The sequence below is a fragment of the Ectothiorhodospira sp. BSL-9 genome (genome assembly GCF_001632845.1).
Lineage (GTDB): Bacteria > Pseudomonadota > Gammaproteobacteria > Ectothiorhodospirales > Ectothiorhodospiraceae > Ectothiorhodospira.
Genome location: NZ_CP011994.1, coordinates 2287603 through 2306259 on the forward strand (window position 1 = coordinate 2287603; position 18657 = coordinate 2306259).

Below are 18657 nucleotides of genomic sequence, written 5' to 3' on the forward strand. Positions count from 1 at the left end.
TGCAAGTGGACGCTCTCGACCGCATCCGTCAGCAGGTGGAAGAAAACCCCGTCGTCATTTACATGAAGGGCACTCCGCAGTTTCCCATGTGCGGGTTCTCCAACCGGGCGGTATCGGCGCTCAAGGAGTGCGGTAAGCCCTTTGCCTACGTGAACGTGCTGGCCGACCAGGACGTCATGCAGAGCCTGCCCAGCTTCGCCAACTGGCCCACCTTCCCGCAGATCTACGTAAAGGGTGAATTGATCGGCGGCTGTGACATCACCCTGGAGATGTTCGAGTCGGGAGAGCTGCAGACCCTGGTGGCGGAGGCGGCGGGGGAGTAAGGCCCGCTTAGCTGACCACCACCTCATTCCCCCCGGCCGCGCGGGCCTCTTCCAGATTGCTGCCCGCCTTTTTCATGAGTTCGCGGATGGTCAGTAGCGGCTGCTGGTAATCGTGGAAATGGGCGCCGATGGATACACGGATGGGCACCTTGCCCTCCGAGGTGGTGATGCCATCCTGGGAAAGACTGTGCAGAACGCGCCCCAGCAGTTCCCGGTTGAACTGCTGGGGAGAGTGCACGTGCAGGAGCAGGGCGAATTCCTCACCGCCGATCCGGGCCACCAGGTCGGTGGGGCGTACCGACAGTCGCAGGCGCTTGGCAAACCCCAGCAATACCTCATCCCCCATGTCGTGCCCCAGATGCTGGGTGACCTGATCCACATGATCCAGGTCCACCAGCGCCAGGCACAGCCCGCCCCCGCGTGCCTGGGTCTCCAGCACCAGTACCTCCAGCCGCTGGTTCAGGGCACGTTGATTGGCCAGGCCGGTGATGGGGTCGGTGGTGGAGAGATTCTCCATGTGCTGATTGGCCGCCTTCAGGGCCGCTGACGTCTCCAGCAAGCGATTCTGCAGCGTCGCCATGCGCCCCGCCGCGAACACGCGGGCGGCCAGCTGCATGTTGTGGATCGGCTTGGTGAGATAGTCGTCCACCCCCTGATGGAAGGCCTCCAGCATGGCCTCATCCCCCTCCTTGGCGGTGAACAGGATGATGGCCGTGTAGCGATTCTCCTCCTCGTCCCGCGTGCGGATGGCCGCCGTCAACTCCAGCCCGTTCATATCCGGCATCACCCAGTCTGCCAGTACCACGTCGGCGCGCCGCTGGCCCAGCAGTGACAGGGCTTCGGGGGCCGAGGCCGCCAGCCTCACATCATCGTAGCCCACCCGTTCAAGGGTGTTCTTCAACACCGTTCGACTGTACTGCATGTCATCGACAATGAGGATGGACAGAGCGGGAGGTGTTGAAGGACTCATCTCAGCCGACCGGTTGGGGTGAAAGTGTGACGCACGTCTCCTTCCTTATAAGCAAGCCATCAGGCCTTGTCCACGTTTTCCGTCACCAGCGGCGTCACATGGCCGTTCCAGCGGTTCATCACATCACAAAAGATATCGGCGGTCTTTTCGGCATCGTAGGTGGCCGAATGGGCCTCGGCGTTGTCCCAGGAAAGGCCCGCCTGCTGCGCGGCCCGGGCCAGGACTGTCTGGCCATAGGCCATGGCCGAGAGGGTGACCGTGTCCAGGTTGCTGAAGGGGTGAAAGGGGTTGCGCTTGAGCTTGGTGCGCTCGGCGGTGGCGTTCACGAAGGCCAGATCGAAGCCGGCATTGTGACCCACCAGGATGGCCCGGGTGCAATGGTTGAGCTTGACCTCCTGACGCACCTCGCGAAAGACCTCCCGCAGTGCCTCGTCCTCCGGCGTGGCGATCCGCAGGGGGTGCCAGGGGTTGATGCCGGTGACCTCCAGGGACTTGGGGTCCATGTGCGCCCCTTCAAAGGGTTGCACATGATGGGACAGGGTGCGGTGGCGGTGGATGTAGCCCTGCGCATCCATGCGCAGGATGACGGCGGCGATTTGCAGCAGCGCGTCGGTTTGCGGGTTGAAGCCCCCGGTTTCCACGTCCACCACGACGGGTAGAAAGCCACGGAACCGGTTGCCCATGGGGCGAAAGTCAGCATCTTCGGTCATGGGCATAGGGTATCAGGTCTCGAGGGACTGGGGGCTTTCCCTCAGTCCACCAGCCGCCAGCTGATCTCGCCACCTGCTCGCAAGGGCACCACCTTCTCGCCGCCGAAGGGGTACGCCTGCGGCATTGTCCAGGGCTCGCGCCTGAGGGTGATGACGTCCTCGTTGACCGGCAGGCCGTAGAAGGCCGGGCCGTTCAGGCTGGCAAAGGCTTCCAGTTTGTCCAGTGCGCCGGCCTGCTCGAAGGCCTCCGCATAGAACTCGATGGCCGCCGGGGCACTGAAGATGCCGGCACAGCCGCAGGCGCTCTCCTTGGCCCCCTGGGGGTGCGGGGCGCTGTCCGTGCCCAGGAAGAAACGTGGGTGCCCTTCCGCCAGAGCCTCCATGATGGCCACCCGATGGGTTTCCCGCTTGAGCACGGGCAGGCAGAAGTGATGGGGACGCATGCCTCCCTGGAACAGCGCATTGCGGTTCATGAGGATGTGCTGAGGGGTGACGGTGGCACCCACACGCTCCGGTGCCTGACGCACAAAGTCCACCGCATGGGCCGTGGTAATGTGCTCCAGCACGATCTTCAGCCCCGGGAACTGCTCCACCAGCGGGATCAGGGTGTTGTCGATGAACACCTGTTCGCGATCGAAGATGTCCACCGAGGGGGCCGTGGCCTCACCATGCACCAGCAGCGGCAGGCCCAGGTCCTGCATGGCCTGCAGGGTGGGGTAGGTGTGCCGGATATCACTCACCCCCGCATCGGAATGGGTGGTGGCCCCTGCCGGGTAGAGCTTCACGCCCAGTATCACGCCACTGTCCACCGCCTTGCGAATCTCCTCGGGGGAGGTGCTGTCGGTGAGATAGATTGTCATCAATGGATTGAAGTTAGAACCCTGCGGCAAGGCATCAAGAATGCGCTCACGATATTGCAGGGCCTGCTCCACACTCACCACCGGCGGTTTGAGATTCGGCATGATCACCGCCCGTGCGAACTGTCTCGCCGAATGCGGCACTGCATCACCCAGAACGTCACCATCCCTTACATGCAAATGCCAGTCATCAGGGCGCCGGATACGCAGTTCTTCGATTGTTGCCATTGTGTGATTTTCCTAGATTAAATCGGGACTTGGCGTGCTGCAGTGAAGCATTTTCAGCCTTGCCCGGTTTCTTGACCTGTTGCGTCAAAAGTTCGAACATACCGGATAAGGCGGTATCGCACAGCCTCACTAAAACGATAACAACAGTGTTTCAAAACCACCCCCCGCGCTTGTGATGAACCACCCTCTCGTGTGGGGCGATGACGAGTGTCTAAAGCCGGGCCCTAACGGATGGAGAATGATTGATGAACGCGCAGACAATGCCGCAGGATCTGGACGCGCAGGAAACGCAGGAATGGCTGGACGCCCTTGAAGCCGTCATCCAGGCCGATGGCCCGGAACGCGCTCACTACCTGCTGGAAAAGCTGGTGGACCAGGCCCGGCGTTCCGGTACCTTCCTGCCTTACTCCGCCAATACCGCCTACGTCAATACCATCCCCCCGCACCTGGAGCCGGAATATCCCGGTGACGCGGAACTGGAACACCGCATCCGCTCGTACATTCGCTGGAACGCCCTGCTCATGGTGGTCAAGGCCAATCGTATCAGTTCGGAGCTGGGTGGGCACATTGCCAGCTTCGCCTCGGCGGCCACCTTGTACGACGTGGGCTTCAATCATTTCTGGCGCGCCCCCAGCCACGAGCACGGCGGCGACCTGGTCTTCATCCAGGGACACTCCGCCCCCGGCATCTATGCCCGGTCCTTTCTGGAGGGTCGGCTGAGCGAGCAGCAACTGGATGGTTTCCGCCAGGAGGTGGCGGGCAACGGGCTGCCGTCCTATCCCCACCCCTGGCTGATGCCGGACTACTGGCAATTCCCCACGGTGAGCATGGGGCTGGGCCCCATCGCCAGCATCATGCAGGCCCGCTTCATGAAATACATGAATGATCGCGGGCTGGCCAGCAGCCGGGATCGCAAGGTCTGGTCATTCCTGGGGGATGGCGAGACCGACGAGCCGGAATCCCTCGGCGCCATCAGCCTGGCGGCCCGGGAAAAGCTGGACAACCTGATCTTCGTGGTTAACTGCAACCTGCAGCGCCTGGATGGCCCGGTGCGCGGTAATGGCAAGATTGTCCAGGAACTGGAGGCGATGTTCCGTGGGGCCGGCTGGAACGTGATCAAGGTGCTCTGGGGCGGGTACTGGGATCCCCTGCTGGCCAGGGACACCAAGGGCCTGCTCAAGCAGCGCATGATGGAGGCCGTGGATGGCGACTATCAGAACTACAAGGCCAAGGATGGTGCCTACGTGCGCGAGCACTTCTTTGGAAAGTATCCGGAGCTCAAGGCCATGGTGGCCAATATGTCCGATCCGGATATCTGGCGTCTCAACCGGGGCGGTCACGACCCCTTCAAGGTGTATGCCGCCTACGAGGCTGCGGCGAACCATACCGGCCAGCCCACCGTGATCCTGGCCCAGACGGTGAAGGGTTATGGCATGGGTTCGGCCGGCGAGGGGCAGATGCGGGCCCACCAGCAGAAGAAGATGGGCATCGAAGAGATCCGCGCCTTCCGGGACCGCTTCAGCATCCCGGCAACCGACGACGATGTGGATCAGCTGCGCTACCTCAAGCCCGCGGAGGACGCGCCGGAGATGAAATACATGCGCCAGCGGCGTGAGTCCCTGGGGGGCTATCTGCCGGTACGCAAATCCATCGTGGCACCGCTGGAGATCCCCGATCTGTCCCTGTTCGCTGGCTCGCTGGAGGACTCCGGCGACCGGGAACTGTCCACCACCATGGCCCTGGTGCGCATGCTCACCCAGCTCACCCGCGACAAGAAGGTGGGCCATCACGTGGTGCCCATCGTGCCGGACGAGGCGCGTACCTTCGGCATGGAAGGGCTGTTCCGGCAGTTGGGTATCTATTCCTCCGTGGGGCAGCTCTACGAGCCCCAGGACAAGGACGAGGTCATGTTCTACAAGGAGGCCAAGAAGGGGCAGATCCTGGAAGAGGGCATCAACGAGGCCGGCGCCCTGTCCTCCTGGATGGCCGCCGCCACCGCCTACAGTGTGCACGGCGTGAGCATGATCCCCTTCTACATCTTCTACTCCATGTTCGGCTTCCAGCGGGTGGGGGATCTGATCTACGCCGCCGGGGACATGCAGGCCCGGGGTTTCCTCATCGGCGGCACGGCCGGGCGCACCACACTCTCCGGCGAAGGCCTGCAGCACCAGGATGGTCACAGCCACATGATGGCCGCCAATGTGCCCAACTGCATCAGCTATGACCCCACCTATGCGTATGAACTGGCGGTGATCCTGCACGACGGCATGCGGCGCATGTATTCGGAGCAGGAGAACGTCTTCTACTACATCACCACCATGAACGAGAACTACCACCAGCCCGCCATGCCCGAGGGCGCCGAGGAAGGCATCCGCAAGGGCCTGTATCGTCTGCAGGCGGGGGACGAGGCCAAGGTCCGGGTGCAGCTCATGGGTTCGGGCACCATCCTGCGGGAAGTGATCGCCGCGGCTGACCTGCTGCGCGATGAGTTTGGCGTGGAGTCGGATATCTGGAGTGCCACCAGCTTCAACGAGCTGGCCCGGGAGGGTCGTGCCACCGACCGCTGGAACATGCTCAACCCCGAAAAGTCCCCGCGCGAGTCCTGGGTGTCCCAGTGCCTGGCGGATGCCCAGGGCCCGGTGGTGGCCTCCACGGATTATGTGAAGGGTTACGCCGATCAGATCCGTGCCTGGGTGCCCGGACGCTACGTCACGCTGGGCACCGACGGGTTCGGTCGCAGTGACCTGCGCCAGCGGCTGCGACACCATTTCGAGGTGGACCGCTACTACGTGGCCGTGGCCGCCCTCAAGGCCCTGGCAGATGAGGGGGCGCTGCCGGTGGAAACGGTCATCGAGGCGATCCGCAAGTACGAGATCGACGTGGACAAGGTCAATCCCCTGCACGCCTGATATCCCCGGCTGTGGTGAACCTCAATTTCAGACAGGAGTTGCATGATGGGCAACGTGGTTGAAGTGAAGGTCCCGGACATCGGGGACTTCAAGGATGTGGAAATCATCGAGGTATTGGTGGGCGAGGGAGACCGGGTGGAACCGGAGGACTCCCTGATCACCCTGGAGTCGGACAAGGCCTCCATGGACATCCCCTCGCCCCAGGGCGGCATCGTGAAGGGGGTGAAGCTCAAGGCCGGGGAACGGGTGTCCGAGGGTACTCCGATCCTGGACCTGGAGGTGGAAAATGCCTCAGGCGATGGAGATGCTGATTCCACCGCGAAGGAGGGCGCGGCGACACCCTCAGGCAAAGACGACCACAAGGAATCGGCCCAGGGGAGCGGGAAGGAGGCTGGACCGGCCCGGTCGGATGACACTCAACGCGGCGCAGAACAGGCAAGCGGGTCATCGGCAGCCTCGGCCGGACCACGCCCATCGCCCACCGCCGGCATCGTGAATGAAGAGGGTTTCCGCAAGGCCCACGCCTCGCCAGCCGTGCGCCGCTTTGCCCGGGAGCTGGGGGTGGACCTGGGCCGTGTGGAGGGCTCGGGTCGCAAGGGGCGCATCCTCAAGGAGGACGTGCAGGGCTTCGTCAAACGAACCCTTTCCCAGGGGGCCTCCAGTGGTCTCGGTGTGGCACCGGCCCCGGAGATCGACTTCTCCCGCTTTGGCCAGGTGGAAACCCAGGCCCTCACCAAGATCAATCGCCTCACCGGCGAATACCTGCATCGCAACTGGGTGACCATCCCCCATGTCACGCAGTTCGACGAGGCGGATATCACCGAACTGGACGGCTTTCGCCGCTCCCTGGTGGATGAGTACAAGGACAAGGGGGTGAAGATCACCTTCCTGGTCTTCCTGATGAAGGCGGTGGTCTCGGCCCTGAAGGAGTTCCCCCGCGTGAATTCCTCGCTGGATGCCGCGGGCGAGAACCTGATCGTGAAGAAGTACTATCACCTGGGTATTGCCGTAGACACCCCCGACGGCCTGGTGGTGCCGGTGGTCCGCGACGTGGATCGCAAGAGCCTGGTGGAGCTGGCCCGGGAGCTGGCCGAGATCTCCGAGAAGGCCCGCAAGCGACGCCTGAAGAGCAAGGACATGGAGGGCGGCTGCCTCACCATCACCAGCCTGGGCGGCATCGGCGGCACCCATTTCACCCCCATTGTGAACGCACCGGAAGTGGCCATCCTGGGGGTTTCCAAGGCCAGGATGCAGCCGGTGTGGGATGGCAAGGCGTTCAACCCCCGGCTGGTATTGCCCTTGTCGTTGTCCTACGATCACCGCGTTATCGACGGGGCCCTGGGGGCCCGGTTCACCAGTTACCTGAGCGGCCTGCTGTCCGACATGCGGCGGATGCTGCTGTAGACGAGGAAGATATTCATGGCAAAGGTGGTTACGATCCCGGTTCCCGACATCGGCGAATTCAAGGATGTGGAGGTCATCGAAGTTCTGGTTCAGCCAGGTGACAGCGTGGACGTGGAGGACTCCCTGATCACCCTGGAATCGGACAAGGCCTCCATGGACATCCCGTCTCCCCATGCGGGCACGGTGAAGCAGGTCCTGATCAAGGCCGGCGACAAGGTTTCCAGGGGGAGCGACATCCTGGAGCTGGAGATGGCGGGCGAGGAGGCCAGGGGTGGCGCATCCGGATCGTCATCGTCGGATGACAAGGGCGATCCCCCGGAGGATAAGCCTGCAGAGAAGAAGGCCCAGCAGTCTGCCCCGAAAGCCGCCAGCCATACGGGCGATGTGGATCAGCGCTGTCAGCTGCTGGTGCTGGGCTCCGGCCCGGGCGGTTACACCGCTGCCTTCCGTGCTGCCGACCTGGGCATGGATGTGATCATGGTGGAACGTTACCCGGTGATCGGCGGTGTCTGCCTGAACGTGGGTTGCATCCCCTCCAAGGCCCTGCTGCACTCCGCCCAGGTGATCGAGGAGGCGGAGGACTTCGAGCGTCATGGCATCACCTTTGGCAAGCCTGAGATCGATCTGAAGAAACTGGCTGGCTACAAGGACGGCGTGGTCAAAAAGCTCACCATGGGCCTCAAGCACCTGGCCAAGCAGCGCAAGGTCACCGTGGTGCAGGGGATGGGCCGTTTCACCTCTCCCAACACCCTGGCCGTTTCCAGTGATGAAGGTGAACAGGTGATCGGGTTTGAGCAGGCCATCGTGGCCGTCGGCTCACGCCCCGTGCACCTGCCCAGCTTCCCCTGGGATGACGAGCGGGTGATGGACTCCACCGGGGCTTTGCAGTTGCGTGACATCCCCAAACGTCTGCTGGTGGTGGGCGGTGGCATCATCGGCCTGGAGATGGCCTGTGTGTACGATGCCCTGGGATCTGCCGTCACGGTGTGCGAACTGTCCAGTGATCTGATGCCCGGCGCCGACCGGGATCTGGTCAAGCCCCTGGAGAAACGCATCAAGGGGCGTTACGAGAACATCTTCACGGGCACCAAGGTGACCCAGGCCGAAGCCACCGACGAGGGCATCCGCGTCTCCTTCGAGGGGGGCAAGGCGCCGGAGCAGGACACCTTCGACAGGGTGCTGGTGGCGGTGGGGCGCCTGCCCAATGGCGGCGGGATCGAGGCCGAGGCGGCGGGCCTGCAGGTGGACGAACACGGCTTCATCAAGGTGGACAAGCAGATGCGCACTAATGTGTCGCATATCTTCGCCATCGGTGACGTGGTGGGCGGTCCCATGCTGGCCCACAAGGCCACTCATGAGGGCAAGGTGGCGGCCGAAGTGGCATCAGGTGAGAAATCCCATTTCGATGCCCGCGCCATCCCCAGCGTGGCCTACACCCACCCGGAGGTGGCCTGGATGGGGTTGACCGAGACCGAGGCCAAGAAGCAGGGCATCGAATATACCAAGGGCGTGTTCCCCTGGGCGGCCAGCGGTCGCGCCATCAGTGTGGGTGGCGAGAGTGGGGTGACCAAGCTGCTGCTGGATGAGCACAACCGGGTCATCGGCGCCGGCATCGTCGGCCCCAATGCCGGCGAGTTGATCGCCGAACCCACCCTGGCCCTGGAAATGGGTGCCGATGTGGAGGATCTGGCCCTCACGGTACACCCGCATCCCACCCTGTCGGAAACGGTGTGCTTCGCGGCCGAGGTGGCTCATGGTTCCATCACGGATATGCTGCCGCCGAAGAAGAAGTAGGTTTTCTTCCGCCTTTGTGGGGAGGAAGCCTTTTTAGGGGGGGGGGCCTTGTGGGAGCGGGCCTCGCCCGCGAAAGCGGCGGGCACCCAAACGTTCAATCTTTCCCCCCACTGGCCGATAATCCTCAGTATGAGCCCCCGCACCCTCGCCCTGCTGCTGACCCTCGCCCCCGCCACCCTGGGCGCCGTGGAATACACCCCCCGCATGGCCGATGCCCGCTGGACGGTCACCACCGACGACAACCTCTGCGAATTGGCCCAGGAGATACCCCGCTACGGCACGGTCCGCTTCCAGGCCCGCCCCGGGCAGCCGCTGCAGTTCAGCGTGGAGGTGCGCACCCCGTTGTCGGGGCCGGACGTGGGCCATGTGTCCCTGAGATCCCCCATATGGCGCCATGATCTGAAAACGCAGTCGCTGGAGGCCGTCTCCCTGTTCCCTTCTGACACCCTCCTGACGCTGCATCGGGACCGGGCGCTGGAGCTGTACTATGCCCTGGAAACTGGCCATGAGGTCATTCTCACCCACCCGGATGCCGGCCGGGGTGCCGACGACGTGCAGGTGGTCATCTCCCCAGTGCGTTTTCGCGAGGTGCTGGCGGACTTTCGGGCCTGTCGGGGCGATCGGGTCTACCTGGACTTTGTCAGCCTGGAGGAATGGCGGGTCCATTTCGATTTTGATGAGAGCGAGATCCGGGAGGAGGATGAGTCCACCCTGCGCCGGGTGGTGCGCCACCTGATGAACCACCCCGATACCCGCGTGGTGGTGGGCGGCCACACGGACGAGCAGGGCACCCCCCAATACAATGAGGGCCTGTCCCTGCGCCGTGCCCAGGCTGTGCAGCGCCTGCTGCGTGAACAGGGCATCGCCGCCGATCGCATCGAAACCCGGGCCTTTGGAGAGACCTGGCCGCTGGACCCGGCCTCCAGTGAGGCGGCCTGGGCACTGAACCGGCGCGTGGATATCTGGCTGACCCGTTAGGCCGGCGGGAGAGGGGCTTTAAGCCAAGGGACATGGCCAGGGGACACCCTCACTTAGTATACTCACCCGCTTGATCCAATCGTCGTCTGTTGCAGGGGTTGCCATACATGGCCAGTGAAGTGAACAAGGTCGTACTCGCCTATTCCGGCGGGCTTGATACGTCGGTCATCCTCAAGTGGCTGGAGGATACCTACGGCTGTGAGGTGGTGACCTTCACCGCCGATATCGGCCAGGGCGAGGAAGTGGAGCCCGCCCGCGCCAAGGCCCAGGCCCTGGGTGTGAAGGAAATCTACATCGAGGATCTGCGCGAGGAATTCGTGCGGGACTTCGTCTTCCCCATGTTCCGCGCCAATGCCGTGTACGAAGGGGAGTACCTGCTGGGCACCTCCATTGCCCGACCCCTGATTGCCAAGCGCCTGGTGGAAATCGCCAACGAGACCGGCGCCGATGCGGTGTCCCATGGTGCCACCGGCAAGGGCAACGACCAGGTACGTTTCGAACTGGGGGCCTATGCCCTCAAGCCCGGCATCCACGTGATCGCCCCCTGGCGGGAGTGGGATCTCACCTCCCGGGAAAAGCTCCTGGCCTATGCCGAGAAGCACAACATCCCCGTGGAGATGAAGCGTGGCAAGAAGTCCCCGTACTCCATGGACGCCAACCTGCTGCACATCTCCTACGAAGGCAATCAGCTGGAAGACCCCTGGTTCGAGGCCGAAGAGGACATGTGGCGCTGGTCGGTCTCCCCCGAGGCCGCCCCGGACAAGGCCGAGTACGTGGAGATCACCTTCGAGCAGGGCGACCCGGTGGCCATCAACGGCGAGGCCATGAGCCCGGCCACCCTGCTGGATCACCTGAACCGCCTGGGCGGCGCCCACGGCGTGGGTCGCCTGGACCTGGTGGAAAATCGTTACGTGGGCATGAAGTCCCGGGGTTGCTATGAGACCCCCGGCGGGTCCATCCTGCTCAAGGCCCATCGCGCCATCGAATCCCTCACCCTGGACCGCGAGGCGGCCCATCTGAAGGACGAGATCATGCCCCGGTACGCCAGCCTCATCTATAACGGCTACTGGTGGAGCCCCGAGCGGCGCATGATGCAGTCCCTGATCGATGCCTCGCAGACTCATGTGAACGGAGTCGTCCGCATCAAACTCTATAAGGGCAATGTCATCATCGCCGGGCGCCAATCTGCCACCGACAGTCTGTTCGACACCCATATCGCCACCTTTGAGGACGATGCCGGGGCCTACGACCAGAAGGATGCCGAGGGATTCATCAAGCTCAATGCCCTGCGCATGCGTATCGCCGCCCAGCGGGGGCGTTGAGCGGCCACGGCCAAAGACGCTTTCCCACAAGGATCCCCCCAGTGCCTACACCGAACACTCAAGCACGTATTCCCCGGAGACTGACGACCGGGCAAGCTCACGGTGTCGTTCGGCGTAGCCGCATGGGGGGTATCCTGACGGTGCTGCTCGCCTGCGCCTTCCTGATCACCGGCTGTGCCACTGTACCCCCGGAATCCCAGGATCCACGCGATCCCTGGGAGAGCTACAACCGGGCCATGTTCCAGTTCAACGACGCGGTGGACCGGGCCGTGCTCAAGCCCGTGGCACAGGGCTATGACAAGGTCACCCCACAGCCCGTACGCACCGGTATCGGTAACTTCTTTTCCAACCTGGGCGACGTGCACAACATGGCCAACAACGCCCTGCAGTTCAAGTTTCATGATGCTGCTTCCGACCTGACCCGGCTGATCATGAACACCAGTTTCGGGGTGTTCGGTCTGTTTGACGTGGCCACCCCCATGGGCCTGGAAAAGAGCAACGAGGACTTTGGCCAGACCCTGGGAAGCTGGGGTGTGCCCTCCGGGCCGTATTTCGTGGTGCCCTTCCGAGGGCCCAGCACCGTGCGGGACGCCCCGGCGGAGATCGTGGATGCCCGTATTCATCCGCTGTACTACCACGACGATGTGGCCCAGCGAAATGTCCTGGTGGGGCTGCGTCTGGTGGATATCCGCGCCGGGTTGCTGCCCACCGAGCGGGCCCTGGAAGGCATGGCCATGGATCGTTATATGGCCATCCGTAACGCCTACCTGGATCGCCGCGAGTACCTGGTGACCGATGGCGCCCCCTCGGATGCCCAGCGGGATCTGCTCAGGGAACTGGAGGACTGGGACGACGATTTCTGAGCAGGGCCCGGTCTGCATCCCGAAGGTCCCGCAGATAGCCCAGTTCCACCAGCCAACCGTCCAGGGCACCGAACAGGCGCTCCATGAGTCGTGCCCACAGGCCGCGGGCCTGCCAGCGCTCCAGGGTCCATTCCTGGGACTGCAGCAGATCCCGGGAGAAGTTGTCGGCCACCTGGTCCACCAGGGTGGGGTCGGTCACCTCCTGATTGGCCTCCATGTTCCAGCGCAGGGTCCAGTGGTCCAGATTGCTGGAGCCTACCGTGAGCCAGTCGTCACAGATCACGTATTTGGCGTGCAGGCAGCGGGGCTGGAACTCGAAGATGCGCACACCGGCGCGCAGCAGGCGGCCATAGAAGCGTCGTCCGGCATGCCACACCCCGGGGTGGTCCGTCTTGGGGCCAGGCAGCAGCAGACGCACGTCCATGCCACGTCGGGCGGCCTTCGTGAGGATGCGGCGCAGGCGCCGGGTGGGTACGAAATAGCCCGTGGTCAGCCAGATGCGCCGGCGTGAGCGTTTCATGGTGGCGATCACGCTGCGCATGACCGCCTGCCCACCCACCTCGGTATGACCCATCACACGACCGTCCCGTTGATCCGATGGCTGGGTCCCGTTGGAGGCGTGATTACTCAGAACCGGCATGTCCTGGTGGTGCCAGCGCTGCCATGCATCGGCGAACAGGGCTTCCCAGTCCTGCACGCAGGGGCCGCGTATTTCCAGCATGACATCATGCCAGGCCCCGGTGCCGGTTACCCGGGGGTCGAAGGCATCGGTGAGGCCGGCACCGCCGACGAAGGCCACCTGGCCATCCACCGCCAGCAGTTTGCGATGATCGCGAAACAGGGACAGGCGCAGGCGTTCCCATCCCAGGGGATTGAAGGTGCCCAGGTGCACGCCGGCCCCCAGCAGGCGTTCCCGGTCCGCATCGCTCACGCCAAGGCCGCCGAAGCCGTCCAGTAACAGGTGGACCCGCACGCCCCGGCGGGCGGCATCGCTCAGGGCCTCCACGAAGCGACTGAACAGCGGGCCGGATTCGGCCAGGTACATCTCCAGCAGCACTCGGTGGCGTGCGCAGCCAATGGCCTGGAGCATGGCGGGGAAGAACGCGCCCCCATCCACCAGCCAGCGATAGGCGTGAGGGCCTCGGGTGGGGTAGGGTTGTCGGCTGCGAAACAGTCGGCGGTTCATCGTTCGTGTCCTTTTGGGATGGTATCCTCGCACGAAACTTACCCCATCGACACCGGATCAAAACCGGGGATCCTGTCCCAGAAGGGAACCGCATGTACGCACTCATCAAACCATTTCTGCAACTGACCTTCCTGCAAAAGGGGCCGGAGGACCTGCCGGCCTCGGCCTTCCTGCTGTGGTTGTGTGCCATTGTCTATCTGTTCGTGGGCCTGATCGTGGCCGTACCCTTCTATCCCTTCCAGATCGCCATCCTGCAGGCGGGCATGGAGCTGGGCCTGCTGGCCGCCTTCACGGCCCTGCTGCTCCAGGGGAAGGGGGTGCCTGAGCGTTTCATGCAGACCTTCACCGCCCTGCTGGGGGTGGGGATCGTTCTGGGGCTGATCATGCTGCCCCTGGTGTACAGCCTGCGCGGTGCCGAGGCACCCGAAGAGATCCCGGTGGTGGTCACGGTGGGGTATCTGGTGCTGCTGGGCTGGCTGCTCACCGCCTATGGCCATGTCCTGCGCAGCGCCCTGGGCCTCAAGACCGCCGCGGGCGGCGTGGCCCTGGCCGTGGCCTACCTGATGCTGGCTGCCGTGGCCGGTGAGATCCTGTATTCGGTGGTGATGCGGTGAGTCACGTTCACATCCTGGGGATCTGCGGCACCTTCATGGGTGGGCTGGCCCTGCTGGCACGGGCTGCCGGGTATCGGGTGACCGGCTCGGACGAGCATGTTTACCCCCCCATGAGCACCTTGCTGGCGGAGCAGGGGATTGAGGTGTTCCAGGGGCATGATCCGGCCCATCTGGACCCGGCGCCGGACGGGGTGGTGATCGGCAACGTCATGACCCGGGGCAACCCGGCGGTAGAGCACGTACTGAATCGAGGGTTGCCCTATACCTCCGGCCCCCAGTGGCTGGCCGAGCATGTGCTGCGGGATCGCTGGGTGCTGGCGGTGGCCGGCACCCACGGCAAGACCACCACCGCGAGCCTGCTGGCGTGGATTCTGGAAGATGCGGGGCTGGATCCGGGTTTTCTCATCGGCGGGGTGCCGGACAACTTCGGTGTCTCGGCCCGGCTGGGTTCGTCACCCTTTTTCGTGGTGGAGGCGGATGAGTACGACACGGCATTCTTCGACAAGCGTTCCAAGTTCGTGCATTACCGTCCGCGGACCCTGATCCTCAACAACCTGGAGTTTGATCACGCGGATATCTTTCCGGACCTGGCAGCCATTGAGCGCCAGTTCCATCATCTGGTGCGCACGGTGCCGGGGGAAGGGCGCATCATCAGTCGGGTGGGCGATGCTGCCCTGGAGGCGGTGCTGGAGCAGGGCTGCTGGACGCCGGCGGAGCGTTTCGGGGTGGGCGAGCCGGCGCCCTGGCGGGGTGAACCCATCACGCCCGATGGCACCCGATTTGCCATCCATGAGGCGGGCGTGCCCGTGGCCGAGGGGCAGTGGACCCTGCCGGGCCGGCACAACCTGAGCAATGCCCTGGCGGCGCTGCTGGCCGCGCGGCATGCGGGCGTGCCGCTGGCGGCCGGGGTGGAGGCCCTGGGGCGCTTTACGGGGGTGAAACGTCGCCTGCAGGTGCGCGGTGAGGTGCGCGGTGTGACCGTCTATGATGATTTTGCCCACCATCCCACGGCCATCGCCGCCACCCTGGAGGCCCTGCGGGCCAAGGTGGGCGGCGCCCGCATCCTGGCGGTGCTGGAGCCCCGTTCCAATACCATGCGCATGGGGGTGCACCGGGACACCCTGGCGGATTCCCTGCGGCTGGCCGATGGGGTCTGGATGCATCAGCCGGCCGCCATGGAGTGGGATCTGGCGCCGGTGGTGGCCGCGCTGGGTAACTCAGCCTGCGCCCTGCAGGATCTGGATGAGCTGGCAGATTCCCTGGCGGCGCAGGCCCGCCCGGGGGATCATGTACTGATCATGAGCAATGGCGGTTTCGGGGGGCTTCACGAGCGTTTGCTTGAACGGCTGGCGGGCACTTGAGCGGCCGGTTCAAACCCCGGGCCCGGTGCTCTACAATCCACGGCTTTGCCCTTGCGGAACCCAGCCCATGATTTCAAAAGAGGAATTCACCGCCCATCGGGAGCAGTTCGAGGCCTTTGTGGCCACGGTGCACCGCTTTGCGGCCCTGCTGTTCGGTATCACCTTCGTGGGCTATGGCGCGGCGGTATGGGTGTGGTTCGAAGGGGCCACCTGGACCGCCCTGATCATCGCCACCCTGTCCTATCTGTTCTTCCGCCAGTTTCGGCGCCTGTCGGTGAATCTGGCGCGGGTCAAATTGACCCCGCGCCCCGAGGCCCGGGAGATGCTGCTGCTGGTGGACCAGGCCCTGGATGATCACAAACCCCATCAGGTGCTCGCCCACCTGGAAGGGCAGGTGGGGGCGGCGCGCAAGCAGGATCAGGACGCCTCCTCTACGGACTGATCCCCCTTAAAGACGGATGTCGGTGCCCAGCTTGAGCCGCAGGACACGCTGTAGGGTGGCCACCAGTTCGTGGCCTTCCTTGTCGTCCAGCCACTGGTCGGATTCGGCATCGTGGCCGAAATGGGCCGGGCCCTCCGGCGAAGCCAGCCAGATCTGCCGCAGCGGCTCCTGGCGGTTGAGGATCAGCTTGCTGCGATCGTCGAACTCGATGGTCAGCACGCCGTCGACGATGTCCATGTCCAGGTCGGCCAGTTCGTCCACGGCGCTCATGCGTTCCATGAGCTCCTCCAGGGTCTGCTCTGCCTGGACGCTGAAGGACACTTGATTCATGGGCTGGGATCCTCTTTCGTGGGTGGGTTGGCAAGGCCTCACGTTATCATGTTTAACTCGTTCAACATCAGGTATCCGAAACGGAGAGATCAATGCCTTCCTTTGATGTGGTGTCCGAAGTGGACATGCAGGAGTTGCGCAATGCCGTGGACCAGACCCGGCGTGAAGTGGAGAACCGCTACGATTTCAAGGGCTCCGCGGCCAACGTGGAGCAGAGCGAGGCGGAACTGACCCTGTTCGGGGATTCCGAATTCCAGGTGGATCAGGTCATGGATATCCTCACCCAGAAGATGGCCAAGCGGGGCATCGACGTGAGCTGTCTGGAATCGGGCAAGCTGGAGGAGGGCGGCGGCAAGGCTCGCCGCACCGTCACCATCCGTCAGGGTATCGATCAGGACATGGGCAAGAAGATAATCCGCATGGTCAAGGACAGCAAGCTCAAGGTGCAGGCCTCCATCCAGGGTGACAAGGTGCGCATTACCGGCAAGAAGCGTGATGACCTTCAGGACGTGATCGCCCTGCTGCGCAAGGCGGAACTGGATCTGCCGCTACAGTACGACAACTTCCGGGATTGAACTCACTCCATCTCGGCATCCGAGTCGCGGCCCGGCATCCAGCCCATGGACCGGGCCTTCTCGATGGCCTGGTCGTGGATGCGGGTGTGGCGCTCGCGGATCTCCGGGGGCAGGTTGCTCACCCGCAGGCCGTATTGGTCCCAGGCCGCATTGACCTTGTCATGCAGCACCTGGATCTGCGCGGTGGTCCAACCCTCGCAGGTCTCGGTCTCCGGGATGAGCTCGAAGATCCAGGCATCCTTGATGATGCCGCCGATGGGGGTCATGCCGCCGTGCAGGTCGTTGTGGATGCCCACGTAGGTCTGCTGTGTTCTGGAATTCATCTTCGTTCCTCAATTGTGGTCCATAATCTTCGCCCATGATGCCTGAATCCTTCAACGTACCGCCGGATCAACGCCGAATTTATTATCGGGTGGCCCTCAAGATGCTGGCACTGCTGGGCGTGGCCATGCTGGCCTATGTGATGCTCAGCGCTGTGCTGGGAGACCCGGACGACGATGCCGGCCAGAGCGGCGGCCGATCCGTGGATATTTCCGACCTGGCCCCGGGCGAGGTCAAGGCCATCACCTGGGAGGGTCGTCCCATCTGGATTGTCGGGCGCACCCCCGACATGCTGGAAGCCGATGCGGCGTTTTCAGACCAGCTCTACGACGCGGATTCCCGTTTGAGTCGCCAGCCCCGGGATTATCGCAACCCCCACCGCTCCGCGGCTCCCGAGGTGCTGGTGGTCGTGGCCCTGGGCACCGATCTGGCCTGCGAACTCACCTGGGTGCCGCCCGAAGCCGCTGCGGAGGAAGGCTGGGGCGGCGGTTTTGTCGACCGTTGCCGCGGCTCACGCTACGACCTGTCCGGCCGCGTCTACCGCGACCAACAAGCCCGCCGCAACCTGGAAGTCCCCAACTACCGCCTGCCCTCCACCAACCAGCTGATCCTCGGCCAAACCCCTTAAATGGGGACAGACACCTTTTACCCTGAAAGGGTAAAAGGTGTCTGTCCCCATTTAAGGGCGGGTGAGGTAGACGTCGAAACGGGTACTGCTGCCGGGAATCTGGAAGTCCGGTGCCTGGCCTCCCAGGGGCTCGGCTCGCACGGGGCGTTTCACCACCGCCCGCTCCCGCGCCACCTGAAGAGACGCTTCCAGCAGTTGGGCGGCATCCTCATCGTCTCCCACCACGGCCCGGAATGCCCGCATCTCCTTCTTCACCAGCGCGGATTTCTCCCGGTGCGGGTACATGGGGTCCAGGGTGACCACGTCGCAGGCATGATCTGCCAGCCAATGGGCGGCATCGCCCCTGACAAGGTTCATGCGACCCGCGGCCTCAGCCAGTTCCTGTTCACGGGCGGCACGGTCCAGCCCATCAGCCAGCAGCGCGGCAATCACCGGATGACGCTCCAGCAGGGTGACCCTGCACCCCAGCAGGGCCAGTATGAACGCATCCCGGCCCAACCCGGCCGTGGCATCGACTACATGGGGTCGGTGTCCGCCCTTGATGCCCACGGCCCGGGCCAGGGGCTCCTTGCGGGCACTCGCATGGGCCCCACGGTACCCGAGTCTACCCCCGGCCAGGTCCACGAACACGGGCCCGGGTGCCTTGGGTCCGCACTGGCGCAGCTCCAGTCGCTCGGGGGTGACGACCAGTTGCCATGTGTCGGTTTCGGGCTGGTCGACCAGCGTCAGGCCCAGTGAGCTGGCAAGGGCCTCGGCGCGGGACTGATCGGCGGGCTCATCACAGAGTATGCTCAGGGTCTTGATGGGGGGCTCCTCGGGCGTTCAAAAAAGGTGTCTGTCCC

The 18657-nt window shown here is 64.0% G+C and carries 18 protein-coding genes and 2 pseudogenes; 13 read left to right on the top strand and 7 right to left on the bottom strand.

Going from position 1 to position 18657, the window contains the following annotated elements; translation table 11 throughout:
- Window positions 1–5: 5 nt before the first annotated feature.
- A complete protein-coding gene (grxD, locus tag ECTOBSL9_RS10730; protein WP_063466148.1) occupies window positions 6–323 on the top strand; it encodes a Grx4 family monothiol glutaredoxin in 318 nt (105 codons plus the stop codon).
- 7 nt (window positions 324–330) lie between these two features.
- Here the strand turns inward: grxD and ECTOBSL9_RS10735 are convergent, their stop codons facing one another.
- The 3 genes from ECTOBSL9_RS10735 to pyrC are packed head-to-tail and all read right to left on the bottom strand — an operon-like array spanning window position 331 to window position 3088.
- A complete protein-coding gene (locus ECTOBSL9_RS10735) occupies window positions 331–1293 on the bottom strand; it encodes a diguanylate cyclase (RefSeq protein ID WP_082829875.1) in 963 nt (320 codons plus the stop codon).
- Between the two features lie 59 nt (window positions 1294–1352).
- Window positions 1353–2003 (bottom strand): ribonuclease T, encoded by a 651-nt coding sequence (gene rnt, locus ECTOBSL9_RS10740; RefSeq protein WP_063466149.1) that lies wholly within the window; start codon window positions 2001–2003, stop codon window positions 1353–1355.
- Between the two features lie 41 nt (window positions 2004–2044).
- Window positions 2045–3088, bottom strand: a complete 1044-nt coding sequence (pyrC, locus tag ECTOBSL9_RS10745) for a dihydroorotase (RefSeq protein WP_063465044.1) — start codon at window positions 3086–3088, stop codon at window positions 2045–2047.
- 245 nt (window positions 3089–3333) lie between these two features.
- Between pyrC and aceE the strand changes: the two genes are divergently transcribed.
- From aceE to ECTOBSL9_RS10775, 7 genes and pseudogenes are all read left to right on the top strand, one after another.
- Window positions 3334–5997: a pyruvate dehydrogenase (acetyl-transferring), homodimeric type gene (gene aceE / locus ECTOBSL9_RS10750; protein ID WP_063465045.1), complete on the top strand. Its 2664-nt coding sequence runs from the start codon at window positions 3334–3336 to the stop codon at window positions 5995–5997.
- Window positions 5998–6042: 45 nt separating this feature from the next.
- Window positions 6043–7401: a dihydrolipoyllysine-residue acetyltransferase gene (locus ECTOBSL9_RS10755; protein ID WP_063465046.1), complete on the top strand. Its 1359-nt coding sequence runs from the start codon at window positions 6043–6045 to the stop codon at window positions 7399–7401.
- 15 nt (window positions 7402–7416) lie between these two features.
- A pseudogene (locus ECTOBSL9_RS17835) lies at window positions 7417–7675 on the top strand (biotin/lipoyl-containing protein); the annotation flags it as partial.
- A gap of 71 nt (window positions 7676–7746) precedes the next feature.
- A pseudogene (gene lpdA, locus ECTOBSL9_RS10760) lies at window positions 7747–9195 on the top strand (dihydrolipoyl dehydrogenase); the annotation flags it as partial.
- 129 nt (window positions 9196–9324) lie between these two features.
- Window positions 9325–10173 (top strand): OmpA family protein, encoded by an 849-nt coding sequence (locus ECTOBSL9_RS10765; RefSeq protein WP_063465048.1) that lies wholly within the window; start codon window positions 9325–9327, stop codon window positions 10171–10173.
- Between the two features lie 107 nt (window positions 10174–10280).
- The gene (locus ECTOBSL9_RS10770; RefSeq protein ID WP_063465049.1) at window positions 10281–11495 is read left to right on the top strand and encodes an argininosuccinate synthase; all 1215 of its coding nucleotides are present in this window, start codon (window positions 10281–10283) and stop codon (window positions 11493–11495) included.
- A 122-nt stretch (window positions 11496–11617) separates the two neighbouring features.
- Window positions 11618–12358, top strand: a complete 741-nt coding sequence (locus ECTOBSL9_RS10775; protein ID WP_063465050.1) for a VacJ family lipoprotein — start codon at window positions 11618–11620, stop codon at window positions 12356–12358.
- Here ECTOBSL9_RS10775 and ECTOBSL9_RS10780 read toward each other — a convergent pair.
- Window positions 12324–13544 (bottom strand): phosphatidylserine/phosphatidylglycerophosphate/cardiolipin synthase family protein, encoded by a 1221-nt coding sequence (locus ECTOBSL9_RS10780; protein WP_063465051.1) that lies wholly within the window; start codon window positions 13542–13544, stop codon window positions 12324–12326. The two genes, ECTOBSL9_RS10775 and ECTOBSL9_RS10780, sit on opposite strands and share 35 nt — an antisense overlap.
- Before the next feature lie 92 nt (window positions 13545–13636).
- On the opposite strand from ECTOBSL9_RS10780, the gene ECTOBSL9_RS10785 reads away from it, so the two are divergent.
- The 3 genes from ECTOBSL9_RS10785 (at window position 13637) to ECTOBSL9_RS10795 (ending at window position 15961) form a co-directional block, all read left to right on the top strand.
- On the top strand, window positions 13637–14158 hold the full coding sequence (locus ECTOBSL9_RS10785; RefSeq protein WP_063465052.1) for a hypothetical protein: 522 nt from the start codon (window positions 13637–13639) through the stop codon (window positions 14156–14158).
- The gene (mpl, locus tag ECTOBSL9_RS10790; protein WP_082829876.1) at window positions 14155–15519 is read left to right on the top strand and encodes a UDP-N-acetylmuramate:L-alanyl-gamma-D-glutamyl-meso-diaminopimelate ligase; all 1365 of its coding nucleotides are present in this window, start codon (window positions 14155–14157) and stop codon (window positions 15517–15519) included. The genes ECTOBSL9_RS10785 and mpl overlap by 4 nt, the downstream gene beginning before the upstream one ends.
- A 67-nt stretch (window positions 15520–15586) precedes the next feature.
- On the top strand, window positions 15587–15961 hold the full coding sequence (locus ECTOBSL9_RS10795) for a hypothetical protein (RefSeq protein ID WP_063465053.1): 375 nt from the start codon (window positions 15587–15589) through the stop codon (window positions 15959–15961).
- Between the two features lie 6 nt (window positions 15962–15967).
- Here ECTOBSL9_RS10795 and cyaY read toward each other — a convergent pair whose 3' ends face one another.
- Window positions 15968–16291, bottom strand: a complete 324-nt coding sequence (gene cyaY, locus ECTOBSL9_RS10800) for an iron donor protein CyaY (RefSeq protein WP_063465054.1) — start codon at window positions 16289–16291, stop codon at window positions 15968–15970.
- Between the two features lie 92 nt (window positions 16292–16383).
- Between cyaY and ECTOBSL9_RS10805 the strand changes: the two genes are divergently transcribed.
- Window positions 16384–16866, top strand: a complete 483-nt coding sequence (locus tag ECTOBSL9_RS10805) for a YajQ family cyclic di-GMP-binding protein (protein WP_063465055.1) — start codon at window positions 16384–16386, stop codon at window positions 16864–16866.
- 2 nt (window positions 16867–16868) lie between these two features.
- Here the strand turns inward: ECTOBSL9_RS10805 and ECTOBSL9_RS10810 are convergent, their stop codons facing one another.
- On the bottom strand, window positions 16869–17189 hold the full coding sequence (locus ECTOBSL9_RS10810; RefSeq protein WP_063465056.1) for a hypothetical protein: 321 nt from the start codon (window positions 17187–17189) through the stop codon (window positions 16869–16871).
- A 35-nt stretch (window positions 17190–17224) separates the two neighbouring features.
- Here ECTOBSL9_RS10810 and petA point away from each other — a divergent pair, with 35 nt between their 5' ends.
- Window positions 17225–17815 carry a ubiquinol-cytochrome c reductase iron-sulfur subunit gene (gene petA / locus ECTOBSL9_RS10815; protein ID WP_063465057.1) on the top strand — a complete coding sequence of 197 codons (591 nt, stop codon included), beginning with the start codon at window positions 17225–17227 and terminating at the stop codon, window positions 17813–17815.
- A 51-nt stretch (window positions 17816–17866) separates the two neighbouring features.
- On the opposite strand, the gene ECTOBSL9_RS10820 is transcribed toward petA, so the two are convergent.
- Window positions 17867–18619, bottom strand: a complete 753-nt coding sequence (locus ECTOBSL9_RS10820; RefSeq protein ID WP_063465058.1) for a class I SAM-dependent methyltransferase — start codon at window positions 18617–18619, stop codon at window positions 17867–17869.
- Window positions 18620–18657 lie beyond the last annotated feature (38 nt).

What these genes read in the sequence shown, in the direction of transcription:
- ECTOBSL9_RS10735 (WP_082829875.1), bottom strand. Translation starts at nt 1,293, where the DNA reads ATGAGTCCTTCAACACCTCCCGCTCTGTCCATCCTCATTGTCGATGAC.
- rnt (WP_063466149.1), bottom strand. Translation starts at nt 2,003, where the DNA reads ATGACCGAAGATGCTGACTTTCGCCCCATGGGCAACCGGTTCCGTGGC.
- pyrC (WP_063465044.1), bottom strand. Translation starts at nt 3,088, where the DNA reads ATGGCAACAATCGAAGAACTGCGTATCCGGCGCCCTGATGACTGGCAT.
- aceE (WP_063465045.1), top strand. Translation starts at nt 3,334, where the DNA reads ATGAACGCGCAGACAATGCCGCAGGATCTGGACGCGCAGGAAACGCAG.
- ECTOBSL9_RS10755 (WP_063465046.1), top strand. Translation starts at nt 6,043, where the DNA reads ATGGGCAACGTGGTTGAAGTGAAGGTCCCGGACATCGGGGACTTCAAG.
- ECTOBSL9_RS10765 (WP_063465048.1), top strand. Translation starts at nt 9,325, where the DNA reads ATGAGCCCCCGCACCCTCGCCCTGCTGCTGACCCTCGCCCCCGCCACC.
- ECTOBSL9_RS10770 (WP_063465049.1), top strand. Translation starts at nt 10,281, where the DNA reads ATGGCCAGTGAAGTGAACAAGGTCGTACTCGCCTATTCCGGCGGGCTT.
- ECTOBSL9_RS10775 (WP_063465050.1), top strand. Translation starts at nt 11,618, where the DNA reads ATGGGGGGTATCCTGACGGTGCTGCTCGCCTGCGCCTTCCTGATCACC.
- ECTOBSL9_RS10780 (WP_063465051.1), bottom strand. Translation starts at nt 13,544, where the DNA reads ATGAACCGCCGACTGTTTCGCAGCCGACAACCCTACCCCACCCGAGGC.
- ECTOBSL9_RS10785 (WP_063465052.1), top strand. Translation starts at nt 13,637, where the DNA reads ATGTACGCACTCATCAAACCATTTCTGCAACTGACCTTCCTGCAAAAG.
- ECTOBSL9_RS10795 (WP_063465053.1), top strand. Translation starts at nt 15,587, where the DNA reads ATGATTTCAAAAGAGGAATTCACCGCCCATCGGGAGCAGTTCGAGGCC.
- cyaY (WP_063465054.1), bottom strand. Translation starts at nt 16,291, where the DNA reads ATGAATCAAGTGTCCTTCAGCGTCCAGGCAGAGCAGACCCTGGAGGAG.
- ECTOBSL9_RS10805 (WP_063465055.1), top strand. Translation starts at nt 16,384, where the DNA reads ATGCCTTCCTTTGATGTGGTGTCCGAAGTGGACATGCAGGAGTTGCGC.
- ECTOBSL9_RS10810 (WP_063465056.1), bottom strand. Translation starts at nt 17,189, where the DNA reads ATGAATTCCAGAACACAGCAGACCTACGTGGGCATCCACAACGACCTG.
- petA (WP_063465057.1), top strand. Translation starts at nt 17,225, where the DNA reads ATGATGCCTGAATCCTTCAACGTACCGCCGGATCAACGCCGAATTTAT.